Source organism: Sulfitobacter sp. M368 (genome assembly GCF_025141875.1).
Classification (GTDB): Bacteria; Pseudomonadota; Alphaproteobacteria; order Rhodobacterales; family Rhodobacteraceae; genus Sulfitobacter; species Sulfitobacter mediterraneus_A.
Genome location: NZ_CP081113.1, coordinates 457,577 through 478,252 on the forward strand (window position 1 = coordinate 457,577; position 20,676 = coordinate 478,252).

The 20,676-nt window shown below is 59.5% G+C and carries 26 protein-coding genes and 1 tRNA gene; 13 read left to right on the top strand and 14 right to left on the bottom strand.

Annotated elements, in window-relative coordinates; translation table 11 throughout:
* Positions 1-94 precede the first annotated feature (94 nt).
* The gene (gene selD, locus K3754_RS02205; RefSeq protein ID WP_259940511.1) at positions 95-2,266 is read left to right on the top strand and encodes a selenide, water dikinase SelD; all 2,172 of its coding nucleotides are present in this window, start codon (positions 95-97) and stop codon (positions 2,264-2,266) included.
* On the opposite strand, the gene mnmH is transcribed toward selD, so the two are convergent.
* From mnmH to K3754_RS02220, 3 genes are read right to left on the bottom strand one after another with little or no spacing between them, the layout of a single operon-like run.
* Entirely contained in the window at positions 2,244-3,296 is a 1,053-nt protein-coding gene (gene mnmH / locus K3754_RS02210; RefSeq protein WP_259940513.1) for a tRNA 2-selenouridine(34) synthase MnmH, read from the bottom strand. The two genes, selD and mnmH, sit on opposite strands and share 23 nt — an antisense overlap.
* Positions 3,297-3,321: 25 nt before the next feature.
* On the bottom strand, positions 3,322-4,290 hold the full coding sequence (locus K3754_RS02215; RefSeq protein ID WP_259940516.1) for an ornithine cyclodeaminase family protein: 969 nt from the start codon (positions 4,288-4,290) through the stop codon (positions 3,322-3,324).
* 5 nt (positions 4,291-4,295) lie between these two features.
* Complete coding sequence (locus K3754_RS02220; protein WP_259940519.1) at positions 4,296-5,171, bottom strand: PhzF family phenazine biosynthesis protein; 876 nt, start codon at positions 5,169-5,171, stop codon at positions 4,296-4,298.
* A 31-nt stretch (positions 5,172-5,202) separates the two neighbouring features.
* Here K3754_RS02220 and K3754_RS02225 point away from each other — a divergent pair, with 31 nt between their 5' ends.
* Positions 5,203-5,538 (top strand): helix-turn-helix transcriptional regulator, encoded by a 336-nt coding sequence (locus tag K3754_RS02225; protein WP_259940522.1) that lies wholly within the window; start codon positions 5,203-5,205, stop codon positions 5,536-5,538.
* A gap of 12 nt (positions 5,539-5,550) precedes the next feature.
* Here the strand turns inward: K3754_RS02225 and K3754_RS02230 are convergent, their stop codons facing one another.
* The 3 genes from K3754_RS02230 to K3754_RS02240 all read right to left on the bottom strand — a co-directional run bounded on the left by K3754_RS02230 (position 5,551) and on the right by K3754_RS02240 (position 6,575).
* Positions 5,551-5,937 (bottom strand): GFA family protein, encoded by a 387-nt coding sequence (locus K3754_RS02230; protein ID WP_203209238.1) that lies wholly within the window; start codon positions 5,935-5,937, stop codon positions 5,551-5,553.
* Positions 5,938-6,082: 145 nt separating this feature from the next.
* Positions 6,083-6,158 (bottom strand) — tRNA-Ala (locus tag K3754_RS02235).
* A 90-nt stretch (positions 6,159-6,248) separates the two neighbouring features.
* Entirely contained in the window at positions 6,249-6,575 is a 327-nt protein-coding gene (locus tag K3754_RS02240; RefSeq protein ID WP_203209237.1) for a TIGR02300 family protein, read from the bottom strand.
* A gap of 111 nt (positions 6,576-6,686) precedes the next feature.
* Here K3754_RS02240 and K3754_RS02245 point away from each other — a divergent pair, with 111 nt between their 5' ends.
* The 3 genes from K3754_RS02245 to K3754_RS02255 are packed head-to-tail and all read left to right on the top strand — an operon-like array spanning position 6,687 to position 8,922.
* Complete coding sequence (locus K3754_RS02245; protein WP_259940526.1) at positions 6,687-7,385, top strand: M48 family metallopeptidase; 699 nt, start codon at positions 6,687-6,689, stop codon at positions 7,383-7,385.
* On the top strand, positions 7,385-8,221 hold the full coding sequence (locus K3754_RS02250; RefSeq protein ID WP_259940529.1) for a GNAT family N-acetyltransferase: 837 nt from the start codon (positions 7,385-7,387) through the stop codon (positions 8,219-8,221). The genes K3754_RS02245 and K3754_RS02250 overlap by 1 nt, the downstream gene beginning before the upstream one ends.
* A 50-nt stretch (positions 8,222-8,271) precedes the next feature.
* On the top strand, positions 8,272-8,922 hold the full coding sequence (locus K3754_RS02255) for a GntR family transcriptional regulator (protein WP_203209234.1): 651 nt from the start codon (positions 8,272-8,274) through the stop codon (positions 8,920-8,922).
* Here K3754_RS02255 and K3754_RS02260 read toward each other — a convergent pair.
* Positions 8,919-9,230, bottom strand: a complete 312-nt coding sequence (locus tag K3754_RS02260; protein ID WP_259940532.1) for a hypothetical protein — start codon at positions 9,228-9,230, stop codon at positions 8,919-8,921. The genes K3754_RS02255 and K3754_RS02260 overlap by 4 nt on opposite strands.
* Before the next feature lie 311 nt (positions 9,231-9,541).
* Between K3754_RS02260 and K3754_RS02265 the strand changes: the two genes are divergently transcribed.
* Positions 9,542-9,997: a GNAT family N-acetyltransferase gene (locus tag K3754_RS02265; RefSeq protein WP_259940535.1), complete on the top strand. Its 456-nt coding sequence runs from the start codon at positions 9,542-9,544 to the stop codon at positions 9,995-9,997.
* A gap of 3 nt (positions 9,998-10,000) precedes the next feature.
* Here the strand turns inward: K3754_RS02265 and K3754_RS02270 are convergent, their stop codons facing one another.
* Both K3754_RS02270 and K3754_RS02275 read right to left on the bottom strand, forming a co-directional pair.
* Positions 10,001-10,963 (bottom strand): acetyl-CoA carboxylase carboxyltransferase subunit alpha, encoded by a 963-nt coding sequence (locus tag K3754_RS02270; RefSeq protein ID WP_203209231.1) that lies wholly within the window; start codon positions 10,961-10,963, stop codon positions 10,001-10,003.
* 72 nt (positions 10,964-11,035) lie between these two features.
* Positions 11,036-11,635 carry a LysE family translocator gene (locus tag K3754_RS02275; RefSeq protein WP_203209230.1) on the bottom strand — a complete coding sequence of 200 codons (600 nt, stop codon included), beginning with the start codon at positions 11,633-11,635 and terminating at the stop codon, positions 11,036-11,038.
* Between the two features lie 73 nt (positions 11,636-11,708).
* Here K3754_RS02275 and K3754_RS02280 point away from each other — a divergent pair, with 73 nt between their 5' ends.
* Positions 11,709-12,161: an Lrp/AsnC family transcriptional regulator gene (locus tag K3754_RS02280; RefSeq protein ID WP_203209229.1), complete on the top strand. Its 453-nt coding sequence runs from the start codon at positions 11,709-11,711 to the stop codon at positions 12,159-12,161.
* A 170-nt stretch (positions 12,162-12,331) separates the two neighbouring features.
* On the opposite strand, the gene K3754_RS02285 is transcribed toward K3754_RS02280, so the two are convergent.
* Positions 12,332-13,288, bottom strand: a complete 957-nt coding sequence (locus K3754_RS02285) for a CoA ester lyase (RefSeq protein ID WP_203209228.1) — start codon at positions 13,286-13,288, stop codon at positions 12,332-12,334.
* A 244-nt stretch (positions 13,289-13,532) separates the two neighbouring features.
* Between K3754_RS02285 and dgcN the strand changes: the two genes are divergently transcribed.
* The 3 genes from dgcN to K3754_RS02300 are packed head-to-tail and all read left to right on the top strand — an operon-like array spanning position 13,533 to position 16,424.
* The gene (gene dgcN / locus K3754_RS02290) at positions 13,533-14,534 is read left to right on the top strand and encodes an N-acetyltransferase DgcN (RefSeq protein ID WP_259940541.1); all 1,002 of its coding nucleotides are present in this window, start codon (positions 13,533-13,535) and stop codon (positions 14,532-14,534) included.
* Positions 14,535-14,591: 57 nt separating this feature from the next.
* A complete protein-coding gene (gene dgcA, locus K3754_RS02295) occupies positions 14,592-15,557 on the top strand; it encodes an N-acetyl-D-Glu racemase DgcA (RefSeq protein ID WP_259940544.1) in 966 nt (321 codons plus the stop codon).
* A 6-nt stretch (positions 15,558-15,563) separates the two neighbouring features.
* On the top strand, positions 15,564-16,424 hold the full coding sequence (locus K3754_RS02300; protein ID WP_203209225.1) for a D-amino-acid transaminase: 861 nt from the start codon (positions 15,564-15,566) through the stop codon (positions 16,422-16,424).
* Here K3754_RS02300 and K3754_RS02305 read toward each other — a convergent pair.
* Positions 16,421-16,864 (bottom strand): DMT family transporter, encoded by a 444-nt coding sequence (locus K3754_RS02305; RefSeq protein ID WP_203209224.1) that lies wholly within the window; start codon positions 16,862-16,864, stop codon positions 16,421-16,423. The genes K3754_RS02300 and K3754_RS02305 overlap by 4 nt on opposite strands.
* Before the next feature lie 60 nt (positions 16,865-16,924).
* Here K3754_RS02305 and K3754_RS02310 point away from each other — a divergent pair, with 60 nt between their 5' ends.
* On the top strand, positions 16,925-17,383 hold the full coding sequence (locus tag K3754_RS02310) for a MaoC family dehydratase (RefSeq protein ID WP_259940546.1): 459 nt from the start codon (positions 16,925-16,927) through the stop codon (positions 17,381-17,383).
* A gap of 23 nt (positions 17,384-17,406) precedes the next feature.
* Here K3754_RS02310 and K3754_RS02315 read toward each other — a convergent pair whose 3' ends face one another.
* Genes K3754_RS02315 through K3754_RS02325 form a run of 3 tightly spaced genes read right to left on the bottom strand, consistent with a single transcriptional unit; the run spans position 17,407 to position 18,823 of the window.
* Complete coding sequence (locus K3754_RS02315; RefSeq protein WP_259940549.1) at positions 17,407-17,718, bottom strand: DUF1244 domain-containing protein; 312 nt, start codon at positions 17,716-17,718, stop codon at positions 17,407-17,409.
* Positions 17,719-17,732: 14 nt separating this feature from the next.
* A complete protein-coding gene (locus K3754_RS02320; RefSeq protein WP_259940552.1) occupies positions 17,733-18,074 on the bottom strand; it encodes a 5-carboxymethyl-2-hydroxymuconate Delta-isomerase in 342 nt (113 codons plus the stop codon).
* A gap of 11 nt (positions 18,075-18,085) precedes the next feature.
* Positions 18,086-18,823 (bottom strand): N-formylglutamate amidohydrolase, encoded by a 738-nt coding sequence (locus K3754_RS02325; RefSeq protein ID WP_203209220.1) that lies wholly within the window; start codon positions 18,821-18,823, stop codon positions 18,086-18,088.
* Between the two features lie 121 nt (positions 18,824-18,944).
* On the opposite strand from K3754_RS02325, the gene pyk reads away from it, so the two are divergent.
* Both pyk and K3754_RS02335 read left to right on the top strand, forming a co-directional pair.
* Positions 18,945-20,390, top strand: a complete 1,446-nt coding sequence (gene pyk / locus K3754_RS02330) for a pyruvate kinase (protein ID WP_259940557.1) — start codon at positions 18,945-18,947, stop codon at positions 20,388-20,390.
* A 30-nt stretch (positions 20,391-20,420) separates the two neighbouring features.
* The gene (locus K3754_RS02335) at positions 20,421-20,645 is read left to right on the top strand and encodes a hypothetical protein (protein WP_259940560.1); all 225 of its coding nucleotides are present in this window, start codon (positions 20,421-20,423) and stop codon (positions 20,643-20,645) included.
* Positions 20,646-20,676 lie beyond the last annotated feature (31 nt).

The following is a 20,676-nucleotide window of genomic DNA, read 5'->3' on the forward strand; positions in this document are numbered from 1 at the left end:
TTAGGGGCCCGCAAGTGATTTAATTTTGGTGATGAGGGACGCTGTCCCTCAAACTCCCTGAAGTATTTGGGGCCAAAAAGGGAAGTGGGCAAAGATGTTGGGCAACGTGCCTTTGACGCGGGATCTGGTGTTGGTCGGGGGCGGGCATGCCCATGCGCTGGTGTTGCGGTCCTGGGGGATGAAGCCCCTGCCGGGGGTGCGGTTGACGGTGATCAATCCGGGGCCGACGGCACCCTATACGGGGATGTTGCCGGGGCATGTGGCGGGACATTATGCGCGGGACACGCTGGAGATTGATTTGGTGCGATTGTGCCGCCATGCCGGTGCGCGGCTTATTCTGGACAAGGCCTGCGGGATTGATCGGGCAGGGCGGCAGGTCTTGATGGAGGGGCGGATGCCGGTGGCCTATGACGTGGCCTCCATCGACGTGGGGATCACCGCGCAGATGGATCTGCCGGGATTTGCCGAGCACGGGGTCGGGGCCAAGCCGCTGGATGTTTATGCGGCCCGCTGGCGTGATTTTCTGGCGCAGGTGCAGGCAGGGGATGCCGCGCCGGAGGTTGCGGTGATCGGTGGCGGCGTCGCCGGGTGCGAGCTGGCGCTGGCGATGGCCCATGCCTTGCGGCAGGCAGGCGCTGTACCAGAGGTGACTGTGATCGAGGCCGCCGCCGAGATTTCCGGTGTGGGCGCCTCTGCGCGGCGGCGGTTGTTGGCACAGATGCAGCAGCTTGGCGTGGCCGTGCGGTGCGGGGCGCAAGTGACCCGGATCGGGGCACAGCGGGTCGAGATTGCCGGGCAAGACACGGTTGCCGCCGCGTTTTGTGTCGGGGCTGCTGGTGCCTTTGCGCATGAGTGGGTTGGCGAGACTGACCTGCCGCTTCAGGATGGCTTTATTCGGGTTGATGAAACATTGGGCGTGGAGGGTGACCCCGCTTTGTTTGCCGTGGGGGATTGCGCACATATGCCTTTCGCGCCAAGGCCAAAGGCCGGGGTGTTTGCCGTGCGTGCCGCCCCGGTTCTGCATCACAATTTACGAGCGGCTCTGGGCGTTGGTCGCCGCCGCAGGTTCAAGCCGCAAGCGCATTATCTCAAGTTGATCTCGCTTGGCGGCAAATCCGCGATGGCGGAGAAGTTCGGGGTGAGCCTGTCTGGCCCATTGCTGTGGCGCTGGAAGGACCGGATTGATCGGGCCTTTATGGAAAAATTCACCAACCTGCCGGTGATGAAGGTGGCACCACCGCGCGGCCCCGTGGCGGCAGGTGTTGCCGAGATGCTGGAAGCTGCGCCGCTTTGTGGTGGTTGCGGGGCCAAGGTGGGTGGCGGTGTCTTGGGCACTGCGTTGGATCGGTTGAAGCCTGTCAGCGGCGCAATTCTGACCGGAGCAGGGGATGATGCGGCGGTATTGCGCCAGCCTGGCGGTGGTTTTCAGGTGATCAGTACGGATCATCTGAGGGCGATGATTGCGGACCCCGTATGCATGACACAGGTGGCGGCGGTTCATGCGCTGGGAGATATCTGGGCAATGGGTGCCAAGCCGCAGGTGGCGCTGGCGCATCTGATCTTGCCGCAGATGACACCGGATTTGCAGGCACGAACCTTGGCAGAGATCACTCAGGCGGCCTCGGCTGTGATGGGCGCGGCAGGGGCGCAACTGGTGGGCGGGCACACCACCATGGGGGCCGAATTGACGGTCGGGTTCACGGTAACGGGGCTGCGTGACGAGATGCCGATTACCGTTTCCGGGGCGCAGAATGGTGATTTTTTGGTGTTGACCCGGCCCATTGGCACGGGGGTGATCTTTGCGGCGGATATGCAAGGCAAGGCGGATGGGCGCGATGTCGCTGCTGCCTTGCGCGTCATGCAAGAGCCGCAGGATATCGCGGCGGCGGCGCTGGCCAAGGCCCATGCAATGACCGATGTAACGGGGTTTGGCCTTGCCGGGCATATTCAGGCGATGTGCCGGGCGTCGGCCATGGATGCGGTTTTGTGGCAGGATCAGATACCGGTCTATGGTGGTGCGCGGGCCTTGTCGGACAAGGGGATGGCGTCAAGCCTGATGCCGGCCAATCGCCGTGATGCGCCGGTTGCGGGGGTGGATGATGCGCTGCTTTATGATCCGCAAACGGCGGGTGGATTGCTGGCCGCTTTGCCGCCAGATGCCGCAGCCACAGCCGTGGCGCAGATGGAGGCGCAGGGCATTACGGCGGCGGTGATTGGCAGGCTATCTTCCGGCCAAGGCGCGATCACGCTGGAGCAGCGCCGCTGAGCAATGTTTGTGCTGCCTGTTGCAAAGTGGTTTCTGACAGGTCAGGCAATTCCAGACGTCTGACCGGCGTGGCGGAGCGGGCGGCGGATTTCGCATAGCGCGGGTCGTAGTGGTCGCGCACAAGGCCGGTTGCGAGGGTTTGCCAATCGCCGTTTTTGGCAAGGTCATGCCATTGTCCTATGAGCTCTACGGGGTGATAGGGCCGCAATTGTTCAATCTGTGCACCGAATTGCGCCGGATCGTCCGTCAAATCCTCGTAAGCACGGCACAGGAAATCGGCGCGGGCTGGCAAGGGGGCCGATATTTCAATCCTCGGAGCCGTACACATACGGCTCCAAAGCGCAGGCGGCACGACTCGGTCGCCGATTTTACTGCTTTCGGCCTCGACCCAAGTCACCTTGTTTGGATCAAGCTGTGCGCAAGCCGAGGCCAAACGGGATTCGAACATTTTTTGTTTGGGTTGTTCGCTTGCGGTTGCCCCAAAGATCGAACCGCGGTGACCGGCCAGCGCTTCGAGGTCCAGTATCTGGCCTCCGGCGGTTTCAAGATGTTGGAGCAGGCGGGTTTTGGCGGTGCCGGTGCCTCCCGATACCAAGATCAACTGGTGCGGCAGCGGACCATCATAAAGCATCTTGCTGACCAGACTGCGGTAACTGCGATAGCCGCCGCTGAGCAGCCGCACCCGCCAGCCCACCTGATCAAGGATGGTGGTAAATGCACCGGACCTTTGGCCACCGCGCCAACAATAGACCAGTGGTTGCCAATCGCCACCTTTGCCGGCCAGCGGCCCTTGCAAATGCGCAGCGGTGTTTTGCGCCACAAGTGCGCCGCCTATTTTGCGGGCACTGAAGGGGCTGTCTTGTTTGTATATCGTGCCAACCTTGGCCCGCTCGGCATCATCGAGCACCGGCAGGTTGATCGCGCCGGGCAGGTGGTCTTCGGCAAATTCAGAAGGCGCGCGGACATCAATGATCGTATCCACAGCCAGATCTGTCAGGTCGCTATAAGTGGAAAGGGTGCAGGGGATCATCAGGTGCCTCGGATCGGAACCTTCCCTATGTAACGGCTTTGCCGGTGAGGTCCAGTTGCGCGGCGGCTTGGATCTTTTGCCAAAGGTGGCGCACGGCGGTGAGATCCTGAATGCCCAGACCGCTCAGGCACGCGAGGGTGACGCCCTTGGGGTCGCGCACTGTACCATGTGTCAAACAGGTGCCAATCTCGGTCAGGTCATCTGCCGTGATAATCCCTTGCGCGATCGCCCGATGGGGTGATCCAAACGCTTCACCCGAGGTGCAGGCATCTACAAAGATAGTCGCCTGTGCCATCACCTGCGGGTCAATCTCGCATTTGGTTGCGTCATCGGAGCCAACGGAGGTGATGTGTTGGCCGGGCCGAAGCCAATTTGCGTCGATCACCGGATCTTTGGCGGCAGTGGCGGTGAGGATGACATCGGCAAGCGGCACGGCCTCTGCAAGATCGCCTGCGAGTGAGAATTCTGTTTCAGGGTGGGTCTTGGCCAGATCATCGCGCAGTTGCTCGGACTTTTGTGGATCGCGCCCCCAGACGGCAATTTGCTGCACGCTGCGCGATAACAGCAATGCCTCAACCTGCAAACGCGCCTGCATTCCAGTGCCGACAACCAATGCATTGGCGGCATCGACCGGGACCAACAATTCGGCGACAACTGCGCCAGCTGCGGCAGTGCGATAGTCCGAAATCAGGTGATTGTCCTGCAGGATCGCAATCGGTTTGCAGGTGATGCTGTCAAACACCACGATCAATCCGCTGGAGGCCGGTTCTCCGCGATCGATCAGCACCTGTGACCAACCCGCCATTTTCACCGTAAAGATCGGGCAATCGGGCAGGCAGGCGGATTTGACGTGAATGTCTGCCATGTCATTGGGATGCAACACATAGACGGGCGCCTGTGCACTGCCATCTGAAATGGCGCGAAAGGCGTCTTTTGCGGCGGGCAGAAGGGCAGCGATGTCCAGATGCGGGGCGATATCATCTGGTTGGAACATGGGGATCATGGAGCGCAGACCTTTCCTTCACCCACAAAGGCAACATGCCCTGCAACGGAGATATTTGTGATGCTATCAGGGGTGCCATAGGCCGTCACCTGCAACTGGCTCGGGCGGCCCATGAAATGCCCTTGCCTGAGGGTGACGGGGTCGCCCGCATTGATCAGCCCGTGTTTTAACGCATAAGCCCCGACCACTCCCGCCGCGCTTCCTGTGGCGACGTCCTCGATCACACCATCGTTGTTCCAATGCCGCCCTTCAAAGGTGTCTACGTCGAAAAGATAGGCAAATTCTGCGCCAACTGCGGCCAATTGCTGATCAAGATCATCCACGGTGATCCGCGCCTGATCCAAGCCGCGGCTTACCGGGATCACCAAATACTTCAGCCCTGTCGAGATCACCTCCAATGGCAGATCGGCCATCTGCGTCTCGGCGAGATGAAACGCATCCGCAAAGCCGGGCTTTGCGCCCATGGGCAGAACGGCGATGAAATCCGGGGCACCTTGATCGAGGGTGCCGGTGTATATGCCATTCTCCAACGCGGTGCGGATCGTAACCATTCGGCCACCGTTTAGCGTAATGGCCCATGTTTGCGGTGCAGTGTCGCCCGAGGCGCGATGCAATGTGCAGGCCGCGCCAATCAACGGATGTCCGGCGAACGGCAGTTCTTCCAACAGATCAAAGACGCGTGCCGTGATGCGATCTTGATCCTGACTGAGGAATATGGATTCGAAATGGCGCATTTCCTGTGTCATGCGCAGCATCTGCTGGGCGCTGAGCCCGGCGCAATCGGTAAAAACCGCAAGGCTGTTGCCTGCATAGGGTTGGCTGGCAAAGACGTCGCAATGCACAAAGTTGTAGTCATCCTGCGTCCGTGGCATAGCACACCTGCATAGTGGAGAATCTATATAGATGAATGACTATACGCTTGCCGAAATTGTGTCAATCGCTGGCCCACTGAAGGCTTTGGCGAACGAGAACCGATTGCTGATCCTGCATTGGTTGGCTGATCCGGAGCGGTTCTTTCCGCCGCAAGTGGATGGCGATTTGGTGCAGGACGGCGTTTGTGTCGGTTTCATCACCGAGAAGATTGGCCTTAAACAGCCGACTGTGACCAATCATATGAAGATTTTGCAGGATGCCGGCTTTGTGCGCAGCAAACGGATCAAGAACTGGGTTTTTTACCAATTGATCCGAGGGAAGGTTGCAAGCTGTCTTGAGGATGTCAGTCAGCTTGCCAAGACATGATCCGGCAGAGGCTTAGCCTTTTGCCGGCGGTTCCGAGGGGTCGCAAATTTCGTACCAAGACGGCTTCTCGTTCACATGTTCATGAAAGCCGTTCTTGATCGGCAATTCATCGTCAAAGGCATTGGCCGAGATGGGAAAGCTGTCCTCCTCTGACAGGATTTCGCCGAGAGAGGTGCCACAGGTTTTGCAAAAGCATCTGGGGTATTTGTAAGGCGCCTCAGGGACAAAGGCCTGCACGTTGTCTTTGCCTTTGATCCAACGCAAATCGTTCTTTTTCACAAAGACAATCGCACTGGCCCCGGCCTTGCGGCAGCGCGAACAATGGCAGGTGCCCATCGTCGTCGGCGGCGCGTCCAAAGCAAACTCGATGGCCCCGCAATAACAACTTCCCTTCAGCATGCGCCCAAACCCTTTTTCAATGACTGCAGTGAGAGAACAATACGTGAACATTTGGTGCGCAACAATAGCAAATCGGAATGGAATACGGGCGACAGTCAGCCCTTGTGAGGTGCGATAAGTATCAAGGTGCTGGAAGGGAAGGGTTTGGTGGAGCATAGCGGGATCGAACCGCTGACCTCCTGCATGCCATGCAGGCGCTCTCCCAGCTGAGCTAATGCCCCATTCAGGTCTGTGACCTTAGTGGATGCGCCGGTGTCTAGGCGCAAGCGAAGGCGGGATCAAGTGGAAAATCCACCTCCCGCCCCCGAATTTTAGGAATCGTCGTCGTCCGATGCCACGTCCGCAATATCGTCTAGCGGAACAGTGTCGCTATCGTCGTCATCATCGTCCAGAATATCGTCATCCAGATCTACATCGACGTCGTCGTCATCGAGGATTACATCCTCGTCGACTTCGGCTTCCTTGGCCTTGGCTGTGACGGCATCTTCGGCGTCGGCCGCGATCATCCGGGATTTGGATGCGTCTACTTCCAGTACTTCGCCGGTGTAGGGGCTAACGATCGGGCTCTTGTTCAGGTCATAGAAGCGCTTGCCCGTTGTGGGGCACAGGCGCTTCGTTCCCCATTCTTCTTTGGGCATGGAACACCCCTCTTCGAATTTTCGGTTGCGTATAGATGATTCCGGCCAAGTGCCATATGAGGGTGGCACTGTCAAAGGCTTTAGCCGACTGTTGCCAATTGGACCCTGTTGATGACCGACCCAATTCTGCCCGGCGATCCGCCAATTGTGTTGCTGACGCGGCGTTCTGCGCGGGCAAAACGGATCTCTTTGCGGATTTCCCAGTTGGACGGCCGAGTGACATTGACCATGCCCGCCAAGCTGGCAGAAGCCGAGGCGATGGCCTTTGCCCGCAGCAAGGAGCCATGGATTCGCAAACATCTTGAGGCACGCGGCGAGGACGTGCCGGTTGCACTGGGCGCGGCGCTGCCAGTGGGCGGGCAGATGTTGCGAATCGTGCCGGGGCAGGGGCGCGGCGTGCAGATCGGGCAGGACAGTATCGCCGTGCCCGGGGCCCCGGATCGGGTGGCCGTGCGGCTTGGTGCTTATCTCAAGGAAGTGGCGCGTGATCGGCTGGCGGGTGCTTGCGATGACTATGCTGCATTGCTTGGCAAAAGCTATGGCCGGATCACGATGCGCGACACCCGGTCCCGTTGGGGCAGCTGTACAAGTGACGGTGCGTTGATGTTTTCCTGGCGGCTGATTATGGCACCGCCCGAAGTGCTGGATTATGTCGCCGCACATGAGGTCGCGCATCTGGCCGAGATGAACCATTCCGCCGCCTTCTGGGCCGGAGTTGAACGGATCTACGGTGACTACAAAGCGCCGCGCAGGTGGTTGCGCCAACACGGCAGTGATTTACATCGTTATCGGTTTGGGGAGGACCGCTGATGTTTGATCTCCAACCCGCGGATCGCTTTTCCGCCGCGCAGCTTCTGACAGCAATGAATGACGCCTTTTCCGATTATCCGGTTCCTCTGCAACAGGATCTGCCGGGGTTCGAGGCTTTCTTGCGTCAACGCGGCGTTGATCTGGCCAGCGCGGTTGTCGCAACACAGGGAGACGAAATCGCCGCGCTTTGGCTCACTGCCATCAGGGGGCAAGCGGCCTATCTGGCGAGCAGCGGCACCCGCCCGCCCTTTCGTAAGCAGGGCTTGGCACGGGCGATGGCGGCCCGTTCGTTCGAGGTCCTGAAGGCGCGTGGCGTTTGCAGGTTTCAGCTGGAGGTCTTGCAGAACAACCCAGCGGCAATTGCGCTTTATCAGGGCCTTGGCCTGCAGACCCAGCGTGATCTGAACAGCTATTCACTGACCGCGCCCTCCTCAAGCGCGGAGACCGCATTCGAAATCAGGTTTTGCCCCTTGTCAGACATTTCCGCCACGGCCCCGACCCTTTGGCAATGGCGGCCCTCTTGGCAGAATGATAGTCCCGCGCTTGAGGCGGCAGGCGACAATCTGCAGTGCCTCGCGGCCTGGGACGGGGATCAGCTTGCCGGGTATCTGGCGCTTTATCAGGATAGGGCGAGCGTTGCCCAACTTGCCGTGCGGCCCGCGCTGCGCCGCCAGGGTCTTGGGCGGGCGCTGTTGACGGCTGCGGGCCGGCGGCTCCAAGTGGCGGAGTTGCTGGTGATCAATGCAGATGCGAGCGATGCGAGCTTTGCCGCGTTCATGCGGGCCTGTGAGGCTCGCCCGCTTGTGCAACAGTTTGAAATGGCGATGCCGCTATGAAACAGGCAAGCGGGACTTGACGGTGCTCGGTTTTGTGATCACAAACAGATATGACCCTGACCGCCCGTCCATCCGATGCAACCTCGCCCGCCCATGACCGCGTTTATCGCGGGTTGCGCAGCCGGATCATGCATGGAGATTTGCCCCCCGGTCACCCGCTGACCCTGAGGGGGATTGGCAAGGAATACGAGGTGTCGATGACGCCCGCCCGTGAGGCCGTGCGCAGGCTGGTCGCAGAAGGCGCTTTGACGATGTCCACCTCTGGCCGGATCAGCACACCGGAGCTGTCTAATGAGCGGATCGAAGAGCTGGCCGCGCTGCGCGCCTTGATAGAGGTCGAACTGGCCAGCCGGGCATTGCCGCGTGCGCATATGGCGCTGATTGACCGGATGCAAACCATCAATAACGCCATATCTGAGGCCGTCGCCCACCGCGACGCGGTCAGCTACATCCGCACCAATCTGGAATTCCACCGCACGCTTTATCTGCGGGCACAGGCGCCGGCGATGCTGGCGATGGCCGAGACCGTCTGGCTCCAGATGGGGCCAACAATGCGGGCGCTTTACGGCCGCCTGCGCCGCACCGATCCACCGCAATTCCACCGGTTGATCATTGCTGCGCTCAAGGCGGGGGATGAACCGGGCTTGCGCCTTGCCGTGCGATCCGATGTGACCCAGGGCTTGCGGATGCTGGCCAGTTAACCGGCAACACCTTCCTTGTCGGGCGCAGGTGCGGGCGTGATGGTTGTCCAGTATTTGCCGGCAGACACAACGCAGCTGATCCCGTTTGGATGGCTGACCAATATGGTAAAGCTATCGCCGCCCACGGAGGACCAGACCTCAATCAAAGAGCGGGCATTCTGAAGGCCTGTGGCGGTCAGTGTTTCGTTGAATTCCGTGCTGAGCCGATCCACCAGATCGACACGCGGCGCACAGGTCATTGCCGCAGCGGGAGGGCCCGTCGCGACCATCCCGAACAGCAGGGCGGAGGTGAGGATACGTTTGTACATGACATGCTCCTTTTCTCAGGCGAAAGAAGGAGCGCAGAACGCAAAGAAGGGGTCTGTGGCTCCCTCATCTATTGATATGGGGATGCGCGACAGCCGTTTCAATTCAAGTGTGATCACAAATTCGGGGATGGACGGCTCATCCGCCCACTTGACCACCGCCACACCATCGCGCAAGGTGCACCCATGCTCGCGCACAGACATATCGCTTATTATCGCCGCTCTATTTAGTCGCGGCCCTTTCCTTGCAATTTCAGAACACTGGCCGCCTTGCGCGGCTTTGTGCCGTGCAGCGCTGCCCCTAGGAACAACAAATGTCATCCATCACTATCAGACCCGTTGCTGCGCCCGATCTTCCGGCTGTCCTTGAGATGATCAAGGGGCTCGCGGCCCATCACGAGGACACGGCCGCCGTGACCCTTTCCACCCTTGAACGGGATGTGATGGGCGCCGCACCGTGGCTGACGGTGTTGGTGGCCGCGCAAGGCAAGGTGCTGCTGGGATATACCGCTTTATGCCCAATGGCGCAGCTGCAATTCGGTGTGCGGGGCATGGACCTGCACCATCTGTTTGTCAGCCCGCAGGCACGCGGTCTTGGGCTGAGCAAGCAACTGATTGATGCCAGTATTGCCGCAGCGAAGGACCAAGGGTGCCGCTATATGACCGTTGGCACCCATCCAGATAACGTCACCGCGCAGGGCATCTATCTGGCCGCCGGATTTGAGCCGCTTGACGGGATCGGACCACGCTTTCGGATCAAATTTGACTAGCGATCAAGCCGCCAGCCCCTTGCCGCCAATATCAAGATACTTGCGCCGCCGGTCCGCGATCAACGCCTTGCCATCCTTGCCCTCTAGCTCTTTGAGCATTTCGGCGATGGCGCCGCGCACTGCTTCGATGGTCTTCTTGGCATCCCGATGGGCACCGCCCTTGGGTTCGGGAATGATCCGGTCTGTCACGCCCAGCTTCTTGAGATCCTTGGCCGTCAGCCGCATTGCCTCTGCCGCTTCGCGCATTTTCTCGCTGTCTTTCCACAGGATCGAGGCGCAACCTTCGGGAGTGATGACGGAATACACCGAATGCTCCAACATCGCGACTCGGTTTGCCGTGGCAAAGGCCACCGCGCCGCCAGAACCGCCTTCGCCGATGATCACGCTGACCAGTGGCACGCCGATCTGCAGGCATTTCTCTGTGGAGCGCGCAATCGCCTCTGACTGCCCACGTTCCTCTGCACCCTTGCCGGGATAGGCGCCGGGGGTATCGACCAGTGTCACCACAGGCAGGCCAAAGCGGCCCGCAAGCTCCAGGAGCCGCACCGCTTTGCGATAGCCCTCGGGGCGGGCCATGCCGAAGTTCCGTTCAATCCGGGACTTGGTATCATTGCCCTTTTCGTGACCAATCACCATCACCGGCTGATCGTTGAAACGCGCCAACCCGCCCATCACCGCCAGGTCATCGGCAAAATTGCGGTCTCCCGCCAACGGCGTGAACTCTGTGAACAGCGCCTCTATGTAGTCTTTGCAATGGGGTCGCTCGGGGTGCCGCGCCACCTGGCATTTCCGCCAAGGGGTCAGGTCGCTGTAGAGTTCCTCCAGCAGAGCAGCGGCCTTTGCATCAAGCGCCTTGGCCTCTTCGGTGATATCCATCTCTTCATTCGCCCGCGCCAATGCGCGCAGTTCTTCCGCCTTGCCTTCAATCTCGGCCAAGGGTTTTTCGAAATCCAGATATTGGGTCATTGGGTGCTCCGGCTGTTTGCCATGATATATGGCGGGCATTTGGGGCATTTGCAACGCGCCGCGGTGCGTTGATCACCCACCAAGGCCCAGAACAGGATAAAGCGAGGCAATGAGCAAGGCCGCCATGGTCCAGTTAAATGCCCTGAGCCGCCCCGGATTGGTTAGAAACCGCGCCATCTGCTGGCCCAGAATGGTCCAGACCCCGACTGATGGAAGATTGACGGTGGAAAAACACAGCGCCGCCGCCAGCAGCATCAACGCCCCCTGATCCGCCACATAGACGGTGATCGCGGTCAGCGCCATGGCCCAGGCTTTCGGGTTCACCCATTGAAAGGCTGCCGCCTGCAGAAATGTCATCGGGCGGCCTTCTGCGGATCGTTTCTCGATCGGGGCGGCATTGGCAATCTTCCACGCCAGATAAACCATATAGGCGACGCTGGCGATCTTCAGCAGGGTGTAGCTAACCGGGTAGAGGTCAAAGATTTGCACCAGCCCCATACCGGTCAACAGCATCAACACCATGAAACCACCAGAAATCCCAAGCATATGCGGAATGGTCCGCAAGAACCCGTAGTTTGCACCGGAGGCCATCAACATCAGGTTATTCGGCCCCGGTGTGGCGGAGCTGACAAAGGCGAAAAGCGCAAGCGCGGGAATGACATCAAGATTCATGACGCAATGTTTGACAGATATTCCGCGCCGCGTAATTGTGAATTGGAGGTTCTTTACAAGATTTGGACAATATATGGCGGTTCTTGACCGAATTTCCGAACAGATATTGCAAGAGTTATCTCGCAATGGGCGGATCAGCAATATCGAACTGGCTGACAAGGTGGGCCTGTCGCCCTCTGCCTGCCTGCGCCGGGTGCAGGATCTGGAAAAGCGCGGCGTGATCACCGGCTACCGTGCGGTGCTGGACCGGGCGGCGCTGGGGGCGGGGTTTGTGGCCTATGTGGGCGTCGGCCTCAAAGATCATTCCAAAGCCAGCCAAGAGGCCTTTGAGCGTGCGATTTCGCATGCCCCAGAAGTACGTGAATGCCACAATATCACCGGCACAATTGAATACCTGCTGCGCGTAGAATGCGCGGACCTCAAAGCTTACAAGAGCTTTCACACCGACATGCTGGGTGCTTTGCCGCAAGTGAATGGCATCACATCTTACGTTGTGATGGGTTCCCCCAAAGACGAACGCGCCTGACCCCCTTCATTTGGCCGGAAAACCTCCACGGGGGTCTGGAGGTGTGAAATCCCAGTAGCGACGCCGGGTCTGGGGCGTGAAACCCGTTGCCAACCGCCGAAATCACCCACGCGTGAAAAAAGGCGGGGCAACGCCCCGCCCCTGTCGGATCGCGCAAGCGATCCGATGTATCAGCCTGCAATCATTTCGGACTGACGCACGATAACTTCGGCCTGTTTGATGCTGGCGATGTCGACCAACCGGCCTTTGTAAACTGTCGCGCCCTCGCCGTTTGCCTTGGCCTGTTCCATCGCAGCCAGAATTTCCCGCGCTTCCGCCACTGCTTCTTCGGACGGCGTAAACACTTCGTTGGCGATGCCGATCTGCTTTGGGTGAATGGCCCATTTGCCAACCATGCCCAAGGTCGCTGAACGGCGGGCCTGCGCGCGGAAGCCTTCGTCATCGGAGAAATCGCCAAACGGGCCGTCTACAGGCAACACGCCATGGGTCCGGCATGCGGCTACAATCGCGGCCTGTGCCCAATGCCATGGATCAGACCAGTGCTTTTCACCGTCGCGCAGCATGTAATAGTTTTCCTGTGTGCCGCCGATGCCGGTCGTCTGCATGCCCATCGAGGCAGCAAAATCGGCGGCGCCAAGGCTCATCGCCTGCAAGCGCGGTGAGCTGGCCGCGATCTCTTCGACATGGGCCAGGCCCGCCGCCGATTCGATGATCACCTCAAAAGAGATCCGTTTGCTGCGCCCTTTGGCCGCTTCGATCGCGGTCACCAATGCGTCGACCGCATAGATATCCGCCGCGCAGCCAACTTTGGGGATCATAATCTGGTCAAGCCGTTCGCCAGCCTGTTCCATCAGGTCCACAACGTCGCGATACCAATATGGCGTGTCCAAGCCATTAATCCGCACCGAAAGAGTCTTGGTGCCCCAGTCGAGATCGCCGATGGCGGCAATCACGTTGGCGCGAGCGCTTTCTTTGTCCGAAGGTGCCACACTGTCCTCAAGATCAAGGTTGATGACATCCGCAGCAGAACTGGCCATTTTTTCAAAGATTGCCGGGCGTGATCCGGGGCCAAAAAGCTGGCAGCGGTTCGGGCGGGCCGGGGCGGCAGGTTGCAGGCGGAAAGACATGGGCGATTCCTTGCGGTAATATTGTTGCGTTTGCTCTGGGTTTATCTGGTATTAAATTGCGCCGCGGCCTGCAAGGCTGATTTCGCACATGCAGCATTCGCAGTTGCGGCATGCAAAAATCTCGCGCCGGAATCTTATTGAGCGAGAGATTATCGCGCAGTTTCTGAATTTGACCGCAGACTCGCAAAGGATTTGCGGCAATCGTGCTTCAATATGTGCTGAAACTCAACGCTAGGAGACCGCCATGATCGAAACACCATATCTTCTTTTCCTCGGCGATGCACCGGACCAACTTGCCGCGAAAGTGGCGCAGGGCATCAAGGACTGGCGGCCGGAAAATGCCGTGGGCCAGTTCCGCATGGATGGCTGCAAGGCGGATGTCGGTCTGAAAGACCTGACATTGGCAGAAGCCAAGGCGGCCGGCGCCAAAACGCTGGTGATCGGTGTGGCCAACCGGGGCGGCGTGATCTCTCAGGCCTGGAAAGAGGTGCTGATCGAGGCGCTGGGTATGGGTTTTGATCTGGCTTCCGGCCTGCACAACATGCTGCATGACGAGGGCGATCTTGTCGCCGCTTCCCAGGTGAACGGCTGCACCTTGCACGATGTGCGGGTGCCGAACGTTCAATATCCGATTGCCAATGGGGTCAAGCGCAGCGGCAAACGGGTGCTGGCGGTTGGCACCGATTGTTCGGTCGGAAAGATGTACACGGCGCTCGCGCTGGACGAAGCGTTGCAGGAACGCGGTGTGAACAGCACCTTCCGCGCCACCGGCCAGACCGGCATTCTGATCACCGGATCGGGTGTGCCGCTGGATGCTGTGATTGCCGATTTTATGGCTGGTGCAGTGGAATATCTGACCCCTGACAATGATGAGGACCATTGGGATATCATTGAAGGGCAGGGCAGCCTGTTCCACGTTAGTTATTCGGGCGTCACGATGGCGCTGATCCATGGCGGCCAACCGGACGCTTTGATCATTTGCCACGAACCCACACGCAAACACATGCGCGGCCTTCCGGAATACCAGCTGCCGACCATGCAAGCGGTGTCGGATATGGCGTTGACCCTGGCCAAAGTGGCCAATCCGGCCTGTAAGGTCGTGGGTATTTCCGTCAATACCCAACATATGTCGGAAGACGAGGCAAACGCCTATCTTGCAAAGGTCGAGGCGGAGATGGGCCTGCCTGCGGTGGATCCGTTCCGCCACGGCGCGGCGCGGCTGGCCGAAGCGCTGGAGGCATTGTAAGTCTGCACCAAGCCCCGCGCGGGGGATTGAGTTTTTTGGCCAAATGAAGGAGCCGGTATGCGCATCGAAGTGACGCGGGACGTCTTTAAGCTGGCGGAGGTGTTCACCATCTCGCGCGGATCGCGGACCGAGGCAAAGGTTCTGACTGTGCGCTTGCATGCGGGCGGCCTCACGGGCTGGGGCGAATGTGTGCCTTACGCTCGCTATGGGGAAACCTTGGAAAGTGTCACCGCCGAGATCGAGGCGCTGCCTGGCGATATCACCCGCGCGGCACTTTACGATCTGCTACCAGCGGGTGCGGCACGCAATGCGGTAGATTGTGCGCTGTGGGATCTTGAGGCCAAACAAGCCGGCAAGCGGGTTTGGCAATTGGCGGGACTGGCGCAGCCGGGGCCAGAGATCACAGCATATACCCTGTCACTGGCCAGCCCTGCCGAGATGCAGGCGCAGGCGGCCAAACATGCCCAGCGGCCTTTGTTGAAGATCAAGCTGGGCACGCCCGATGACATGCCCCGGCTTGAGGCCGTACGGGCCGGTGCACCCAAATCGACCATCATCGTGGATGCCAATGAGGGGTGGTCCGCTGCAGTTTATGCCGATCTGGCCCCGCATTTGCAGCGCCTTGGTGTGGCCCTGGTGGAGCAGCCTCTGCCAGCCGGCGAGGATGACGCGCTGATCGGGCTGGACCGGCCCGTGCCGGTTTGCGCGGATGAAAGCGCCCATGACCGTGCCAGCCTTCCCAAACTCAAGGGCAAATATGACGTGGTAAACATCAAACTGGACAAGACCGGCGGTTTGACCGAGGCCTTGGCGTTGCGGAATGCCGCCCGCGCCGAAGGCTATGATGTGATGGTTGGCTGCATGGTTGGATCGTCATTGGCCATGGCGCCCGCGACCCTCGTGGCGCAGGGGGCCAAAATTGTAGACCTTGACGGCCCGCTTCTGTTGGCCGAAGACCGCGATGAACCTTTGATTTTTGACAAGGCCGGGGTGCATCCGCCCGTGGCCGGACTTTGGGGCTAAGACATCATGCGGACAGTTTATGTAAACGGCGAATACCTGCCAGAAACCGAAGCCAGCATTTCCATCTTTGACCGCGGCTTTTTGATGGCGGACGGTGTCTATGAGGTGACATCGGTGCTGGATGGTAAGCTGATTGATTTTGACGGTCATGCGGTACGGCTGAGCCGATCCTTGAACGAGTTGGAGATGAAAAACCCGATCAGCAAGGCGGATCTGCTTGAAGTCCACCGAGAATTGGTGCGTTTGAACGAGATTGACGAGGGTTTGATCTATCTGCAGATCACGCGCGGATCGGATGGCGATCGGGATTTTGCTTTCCCTGACCCTGAAACCACGGTACCGACCATTGTTTTGTTCACGCAGAACAAACCGGGTCTGGCGGATAGTCCTGCGGCCAAGCGTGGTGCCAAGATTATTTCGATTGATGACATTCGCTGGGGTCGCCGCGACATCAAGACAGTGCAGCTGCTTTATCCGTCGATGGGTAAGATGATGGCCAAGAAGGCAGGTTGTGATGATGCCTGGATGGTCGAGGATGGCTTTGTCACCGAAGGCACGTCGAACAACGCCTATATCGTGAAGGGCAACAAGATCATCACCCGCGCCCTGAGCCATGACATTCTGCACGGGATCACCCGCGCGGCGGTTTTGCGTTTTGCCCGAGAGGCGCAGATGGAAGTGGAAGAGCGCAACTTCACCATCGACGAGGCGAAACAGGCCGATGAGGCGTTTACCACCTCGGCCAGTGCCTTTGTCATGCCGGTGGTGGAGATCGACGGTGTTGCGCTGGGCGATGGTACGCCGGGGCGTGTGGCCCCGCGCCTGCGGGAAATCTACCTTGACGAGATGCGCAAGGCTGCGATCTAAAACCGCGACAAAACAACGCCCGCCCCGACCAATGCCGCTGCGGCGAGGCGGGTCGGAGTGATGGCCTGTACGGCCAGACCAAACAGACCGGCGGCGTCGATCAACAGCGCCGCCGACAGTTGCCCGAGGATCAGTGCGGTGATCGTGGTCAGCGCGCCCAGGGTCGGGATCGCCCAAAGTACGGTCCAGACATAAAATGCCCCCAATGCCCCGCCAACCAGAAAGACAGGTGGCGTGGTGGCGACCCGCCCAAGTGACGCGAGATCGCCGGACAGGCCGAGAACGGCCAGCAACACCAGAAATCCAACACCGAATGACACGGCAGCGGCGGCGACCCCGCTGCCAAGGCTGCGGCCAAGGGCAGCGTTCATCGGGGTTTGCAAAGCAACGGCGCAACCAGCAAGGGCGACAAGGCCAAGGGCAATCAGAGGGGTGTTCATAAGGGGGTCTTTCGGTCAAAGAAGAAGGATCTGTCCCAATGAACCCCAAGAGGCCACCCAATGGCAAATCCCATCGACCGTGAGGCTTTGACCGCTATGATCGGCCAGATCTTGGCGCAATCAGACTGGACCTTGGTCGATCAGGCGCAGATTGATGCCTTTGCTGAAGTGAGCGGGGATAGGCAGTTCCTGCATATAGATCCGGCGCGGGCGGCGATGACCGAATTTGGCGGCACGATTGCCCATGGCTTGCTGACCTTGTCGATGATGTCTGGCATGGCCTTTGAAGCGATGCCGCAGGTGGAGGGGCAAAGCGCCTGTATGAATTACGGGTTTGATAAGGTGCGGTTTCTGGCACCCGTGCCGGTTGGTGCGATGGTCCGGGGGCAATTTACTGTGCTGGATGTCAAAGTACGTGGCCGCAGCGATCTGATGGTGCGGATCGGTGCGGAGGTGCAGATGCAGGGGACGGCCCGCCCCGTGCTCAGGGCGGAGTGGTTGTTGCTGTATTCGTTTTGACGGATGGCGGGGTGAATCCCGCCCTACGATTTGCCGACGTTTTCTGCGAATGCGGTTTTGAACGCGTCTTGTTTTTCCGGGGATGCGTCGGTCTGATAGTTGGCTTTCCACTCTGCCATGGTCATCCCGTAATAGCTTTCTCGCGCTTCATCCTTGGTCATTTCGATGCCGCGTTCATTGGCCGCTTCTTGATACCAACGGGACAGGCAATTGCGGCAAAAACCGGCGAGATTCATCATGTCGATGTTTTGCACATCGGTCCGGTCTTGCATCAGATGCTGCCGCAACCGGCGAAAGGCGGCGGCTTCGATTTCCAGCTTGGTTTGGTCGTCCATGACGGCTCCTAACTTCAGAGAATGCGTTTTGCGTAAGTGTCGCGTGCCATATCGCGGGGGTCAACGGTGAGCTGGCCAACCTGCGGCAATTGCGAGTCCAAGACCATTAGCATGTCTTGTGCCAATGCCGCTTTTGTTGGAGTGTCGCGCCCGGTCAGCAGTTTGATTGTCAGATGGGCAAAGCTGTGTACCTTGCCCGCCATCCGCTGTTGGGCGCAGGGCAGGGCGCGCATTTTGATCGCCGCGGGGTCAGGAAATTCGGGGTGATCGCTGGCCGCAGCAAAGAGCGCGTCGAGTGTGTCAGAGATCTGATCCGCTGAAATGTCGGGTGAATGTTCGAGAATGAAGTGAGGCATCTGCGTTTCCTTTATAATCCGGTGGCATCAAGGACTTCGGTCAGCATGGGGGCAAGCCGGTTTGCCCATTTGGTTTGCCCTTCACCATCCGAGATCAGATCGTTGCGCAGTTCGATCAGGACGTTTGGCCGCCCGTGTTGCAGCGCATGACGGTCCACGGCATCACCGGGCAAATGGCCCGAGTAGGGTTCATTGTCGCCAACGGTCAGATCCGGTTCTTGCCGCAGACGGTTCAGAAACGGATGGGCCAGCCGGGTGTCGCGGGCATATAGCACACCAATTTCCCAAGGACGTGGCGGGCGGCCGCGCAGTTGCGGGGTAAAACTGTGCAGAGACAGGATAACGGTGCCTGGCCGTGCCGCGAGGCGGGTCAGGGCATCGTGATAGGGGCGATAACACAGGTCCAGCCGGCGTTCGCGTTCGGCCAGATCGGCGTGACGATTGGCGGGAATGATGGTGCCGTCATAGAGTTTCATCAGCAAGGTTGGGTCATCCTCGCCGCGGTTTGGATCAATCACCAGCCGCGAAAAGTTGGACATGATCACCGGCGCATTCAGCAGTTTGCCAAGCGCCTTGCCAACCCCGGCGGTTCCCGGATCATAGGCGATGTGGCGGCCCATATCCGCAGGGTCCAGGCCCAGGGATCCGCCATTGATCTGTGGCGGCACCGTGTTGGCAGCGTGATCACAGGTGATCAGCCAACGGGCGGGTCTGTCCTCTCCCTCGATGTGAAAAGGTTGATAGGTCATATTTGTGAAACCTTTGACTTGCATGACGGCATTCTATAAGCGCCTAAGCGACGTATTGTTATCGCTAACGAATTTTCTTTCTGTTGGCGGGCCTGCCAACCAACCAACGAGGACGCACCATATGAAACGCTTGCGCAATGTAAAGATCGTGGCGACGCTGGGACCAGCATCAGACACTTACGACATGATCGAAACGCTGCACAAGGCGGGGGCGGACGTGTTCCGGCTCAATATGAGCCACGGCAGCCATGAGGAAATCCGCGAGAAACACGCGATCATCCGCAAGGTTGAGGAAGCCACGGGCAGCACCATTGGCATTCTTGCCGATCTGCAAGGGCCAAAGTTGCGTGTGGGCGTCTTTGCAGGTGACAGCGAACAATTGGATGAGGGTGCCAGTTTCCGTCTGGATCTTGATCCGGCGGATGGGGATGCTTCACGGGTTTGCCTGCCGCATCCAGAAATTTTTGCCGCGCTTGAGCCAGGTGCAAGCCTGTTGGTCAATGACGGCAAGATCCGCCTCAAGGTCACCGATTGCGGGGCCGACTATGCCAATTGCGAGGTGATCACCGGCGGTGTGATCTCTAACCGCAAAGGCGTGAACGTGCCGGATGTGGTGCTGCCGCTGGCGGCGCTGTCGGACAAGGATCGCGCCGATCTGGAATTTGTTTGCGGTCTGGGTGTGGATTGGCTTGCGCTCAGCTTTGTACAGCGCCCTGAAGATGTGGACGAAGCACGGGCGCTGGCCAAGGGGCGTGCAGCGATTCTGTCGAAGATCGAGAAACCCTCTGCCGTGGACCGGTTTGATGACATTCTCGCTGCAAGCGACGGCATCATGGTGGCGCGGGGCGATCTGGGTGTGGAACTGCCGGTGCAGAACGTGCCGCCGATCCAGAAACGTCTCGTGCGCAAATGCCGTGCGGCGGCCAAGCCGGTGATTGTGGCCACGCAGATGCTGGAAAGCATGATCGAAAGCCCGATGCCGACCCGCGCCGAAGTGTCCGATGTGGCCACTGCAATCTATGAAGGCGCGGACGCCGTGATGTTGAGCGCGGAATCCGCAGCAGGCGATTATCCCGTGCAAGCGGTCCAGACGATGGACAACGTTGCAACCGAGGTTGAGCAAGACCCGACCTATACCCAGATTATCGAGGCCTCGCGCAAGGCCGACCGGATGACCGTCGCGGACGGGATCGTGGCCGCCGCCCGCGAGATCGCTGAAACGACCGATATCAAAGCGATCTGCTGTTTCACACAAAGCGGGACAACCGCGCTGCTGACCGCCCGCGAGCGGCCCCGCGTGCCGATCATCGCCTTAACCCCGCTGGTCGGCACGGCGCGGCGTCTGGCGCTCAGCTGGGGCACCAATTGTGTGATCACCGGCGAGTTGGAGCGGTTCAAGAGCGCGGTGGTCTCCGCTGCCAAAGCGGCGCGCAGCGAAGGCTTTGCCGGGCCGGAGGATCACATCGTGGTCACCGCCGGTGTGCCTTTCAATGTGCCGGGCAGCACCAACATCCTGCGGGTTGCGCCCTGCGACGAAAGATTGATTTTTTCCTCTGATCCGGAGTAAACTCCTGCCGTCAGGGAAGGAGGAATGACGATGGAACCGGATCTTGCACTTGTTCTGGGTGTCACTATCGCAGGTCTGTCTATTCCCTCCGTGCTGTCGGCCATGTCAGACAGGCGGGCCCCGCGTGCCTCTGCACTGACCATCCTCATCGGTGGCGCGTTGATCTTGTTTGCGGTCCAGTCACAGCCGGGAGGGTATTCTCTGGGTGATGTCCCTGACGTGTTCAATAGGGTCTTTAACCGCTACTTGATCTAATTGCCGACACCAGTTGGCGCAGCTGACATAG

Coding starts and splice junctions, on each gene's coding strand:
- selD (WP_259940511.1), top strand. CDS start 95: ATGTTGGGCAACGTGCCTTTGACGCGGGATCTGGTGTTGGTCGGGGGC.
- mnmH (WP_259940513.1), bottom strand. CDS start 3,296: ATGATCCCCTGCACCCTTTCCACTTATAGCGACCTGACAGATCTGGCT.
- K3754_RS02215 (WP_259940516.1), bottom strand. CDS start 4,290: ATGTTCCAACCAGATGATATCGCCCCGCATCTGGACATCGCTGCCCTT.
- K3754_RS02220 (WP_259940519.1), bottom strand. CDS start 5,171: ATGCCACGGACGCAGGATGACTACAACTTTGTGCATTGCGACGTCTTT.
- K3754_RS02225 (WP_259940522.1), top strand. CDS start 5,203: ATGAATGACTATACGCTTGCCGAAATTGTGTCAATCGCTGGCCCACTG.
- K3754_RS02230 (WP_203209238.1), bottom strand. CDS start 5,937: ATGCTGAAGGGAAGTTGTTATTGCGGGGCCATCGAGTTTGCTTTGGAC.
- K3754_RS02240 (WP_203209237.1), bottom strand. CDS start 6,575: ATGCCCAAAGAAGAATGGGGAACGAAGCGCCTGTGCCCCACAACGGGC.
- K3754_RS02245 (WP_259940526.1), top strand. CDS start 6,687: ATGACCGACCCAATTCTGCCCGGCGATCCGCCAATTGTGTTGCTGACG.
- K3754_RS02250 (WP_259940529.1), top strand. CDS start 7,385: ATGTTTGATCTCCAACCCGCGGATCGCTTTTCCGCCGCGCAGCTTCTG.
- K3754_RS02255 (WP_203209234.1), top strand. CDS start 8,272: ATGACCCTGACCGCCCGTCCATCCGATGCAACCTCGCCCGCCCATGAC.
- K3754_RS02260 (WP_259940532.1), bottom strand. CDS start 9,230: ATGTACAAACGTATCCTCACCTCCGCCCTGCTGTTCGGGATGGTCGCG.
- K3754_RS02265 (WP_259940535.1), top strand. CDS start 9,542: ATGTCATCCATCACTATCAGACCCGTTGCTGCGCCCGATCTTCCGGCT.
- K3754_RS02270 (WP_203209231.1), bottom strand. CDS start 10,963: ATGACCCAATATCTGGATTTCGAAAAACCCTTGGCCGAGATTGAAGGC.
- K3754_RS02275 (WP_203209230.1), bottom strand. CDS start 11,635: ATGAATCTTGATGTCATTCCCGCGCTTGCGCTTTTCGCCTTTGTCAGC.
- K3754_RS02280 (WP_203209229.1), top strand. CDS start 11,709: ATGGCGGTTCTTGACCGAATTTCCGAACAGATATTGCAAGAGTTATCT.
- K3754_RS02285 (WP_203209228.1), bottom strand. CDS start 13,288: ATGTCTTTCCGCCTGCAACCTGCCGCCCCGGCCCGCCCGAACCGCTGC.
- dgcN (WP_259940541.1), top strand. CDS start 13,533: ATGATCGAAACACCATATCTTCTTTTCCTCGGCGATGCACCGGACCAA.
- dgcA (WP_259940544.1), top strand. CDS start 14,592: ATGCGCATCGAAGTGACGCGGGACGTCTTTAAGCTGGCGGAGGTGTTC.
- K3754_RS02300 (WP_203209225.1), top strand. CDS start 15,564: ATGCGGACAGTTTATGTAAACGGCGAATACCTGCCAGAAACCGAAGCC.
- K3754_RS02305 (WP_203209224.1), bottom strand. CDS start 16,864: ATGAACACCCCTCTGATTGCCCTTGGCCTTGTCGCCCTTGCTGGTTGC.
- K3754_RS02310 (WP_259940546.1), top strand. CDS start 16,925: ATGGCAAATCCCATCGACCGTGAGGCTTTGACCGCTATGATCGGCCAG.
- K3754_RS02315 (WP_259940549.1), bottom strand. CDS start 17,718: ATGGACGACCAAACCAAGCTGGAAATCGAAGCCGCCGCCTTTCGCCGG.
- K3754_RS02320 (WP_259940552.1), bottom strand. CDS start 18,074: ATGCCTCACTTCATTCTCGAACATTCACCCGACATTTCAGCGGATCAG.
- K3754_RS02325 (WP_203209220.1), bottom strand. CDS start 18,823: ATGACCTATCAACCTTTTCACATCGAGGGAGAGGACAGACCCGCCCGT.
- pyk (WP_259940557.1), top strand. CDS start 18,945: ATGAAACGCTTGCGCAATGTAAAGATCGTGGCGACGCTGGGACCAGCA.
- K3754_RS02335 (WP_259940560.1), top strand. CDS start 20,421: ATGGAACCGGATCTTGCACTTGTTCTGGGTGTCACTATCGCAGGTCTG.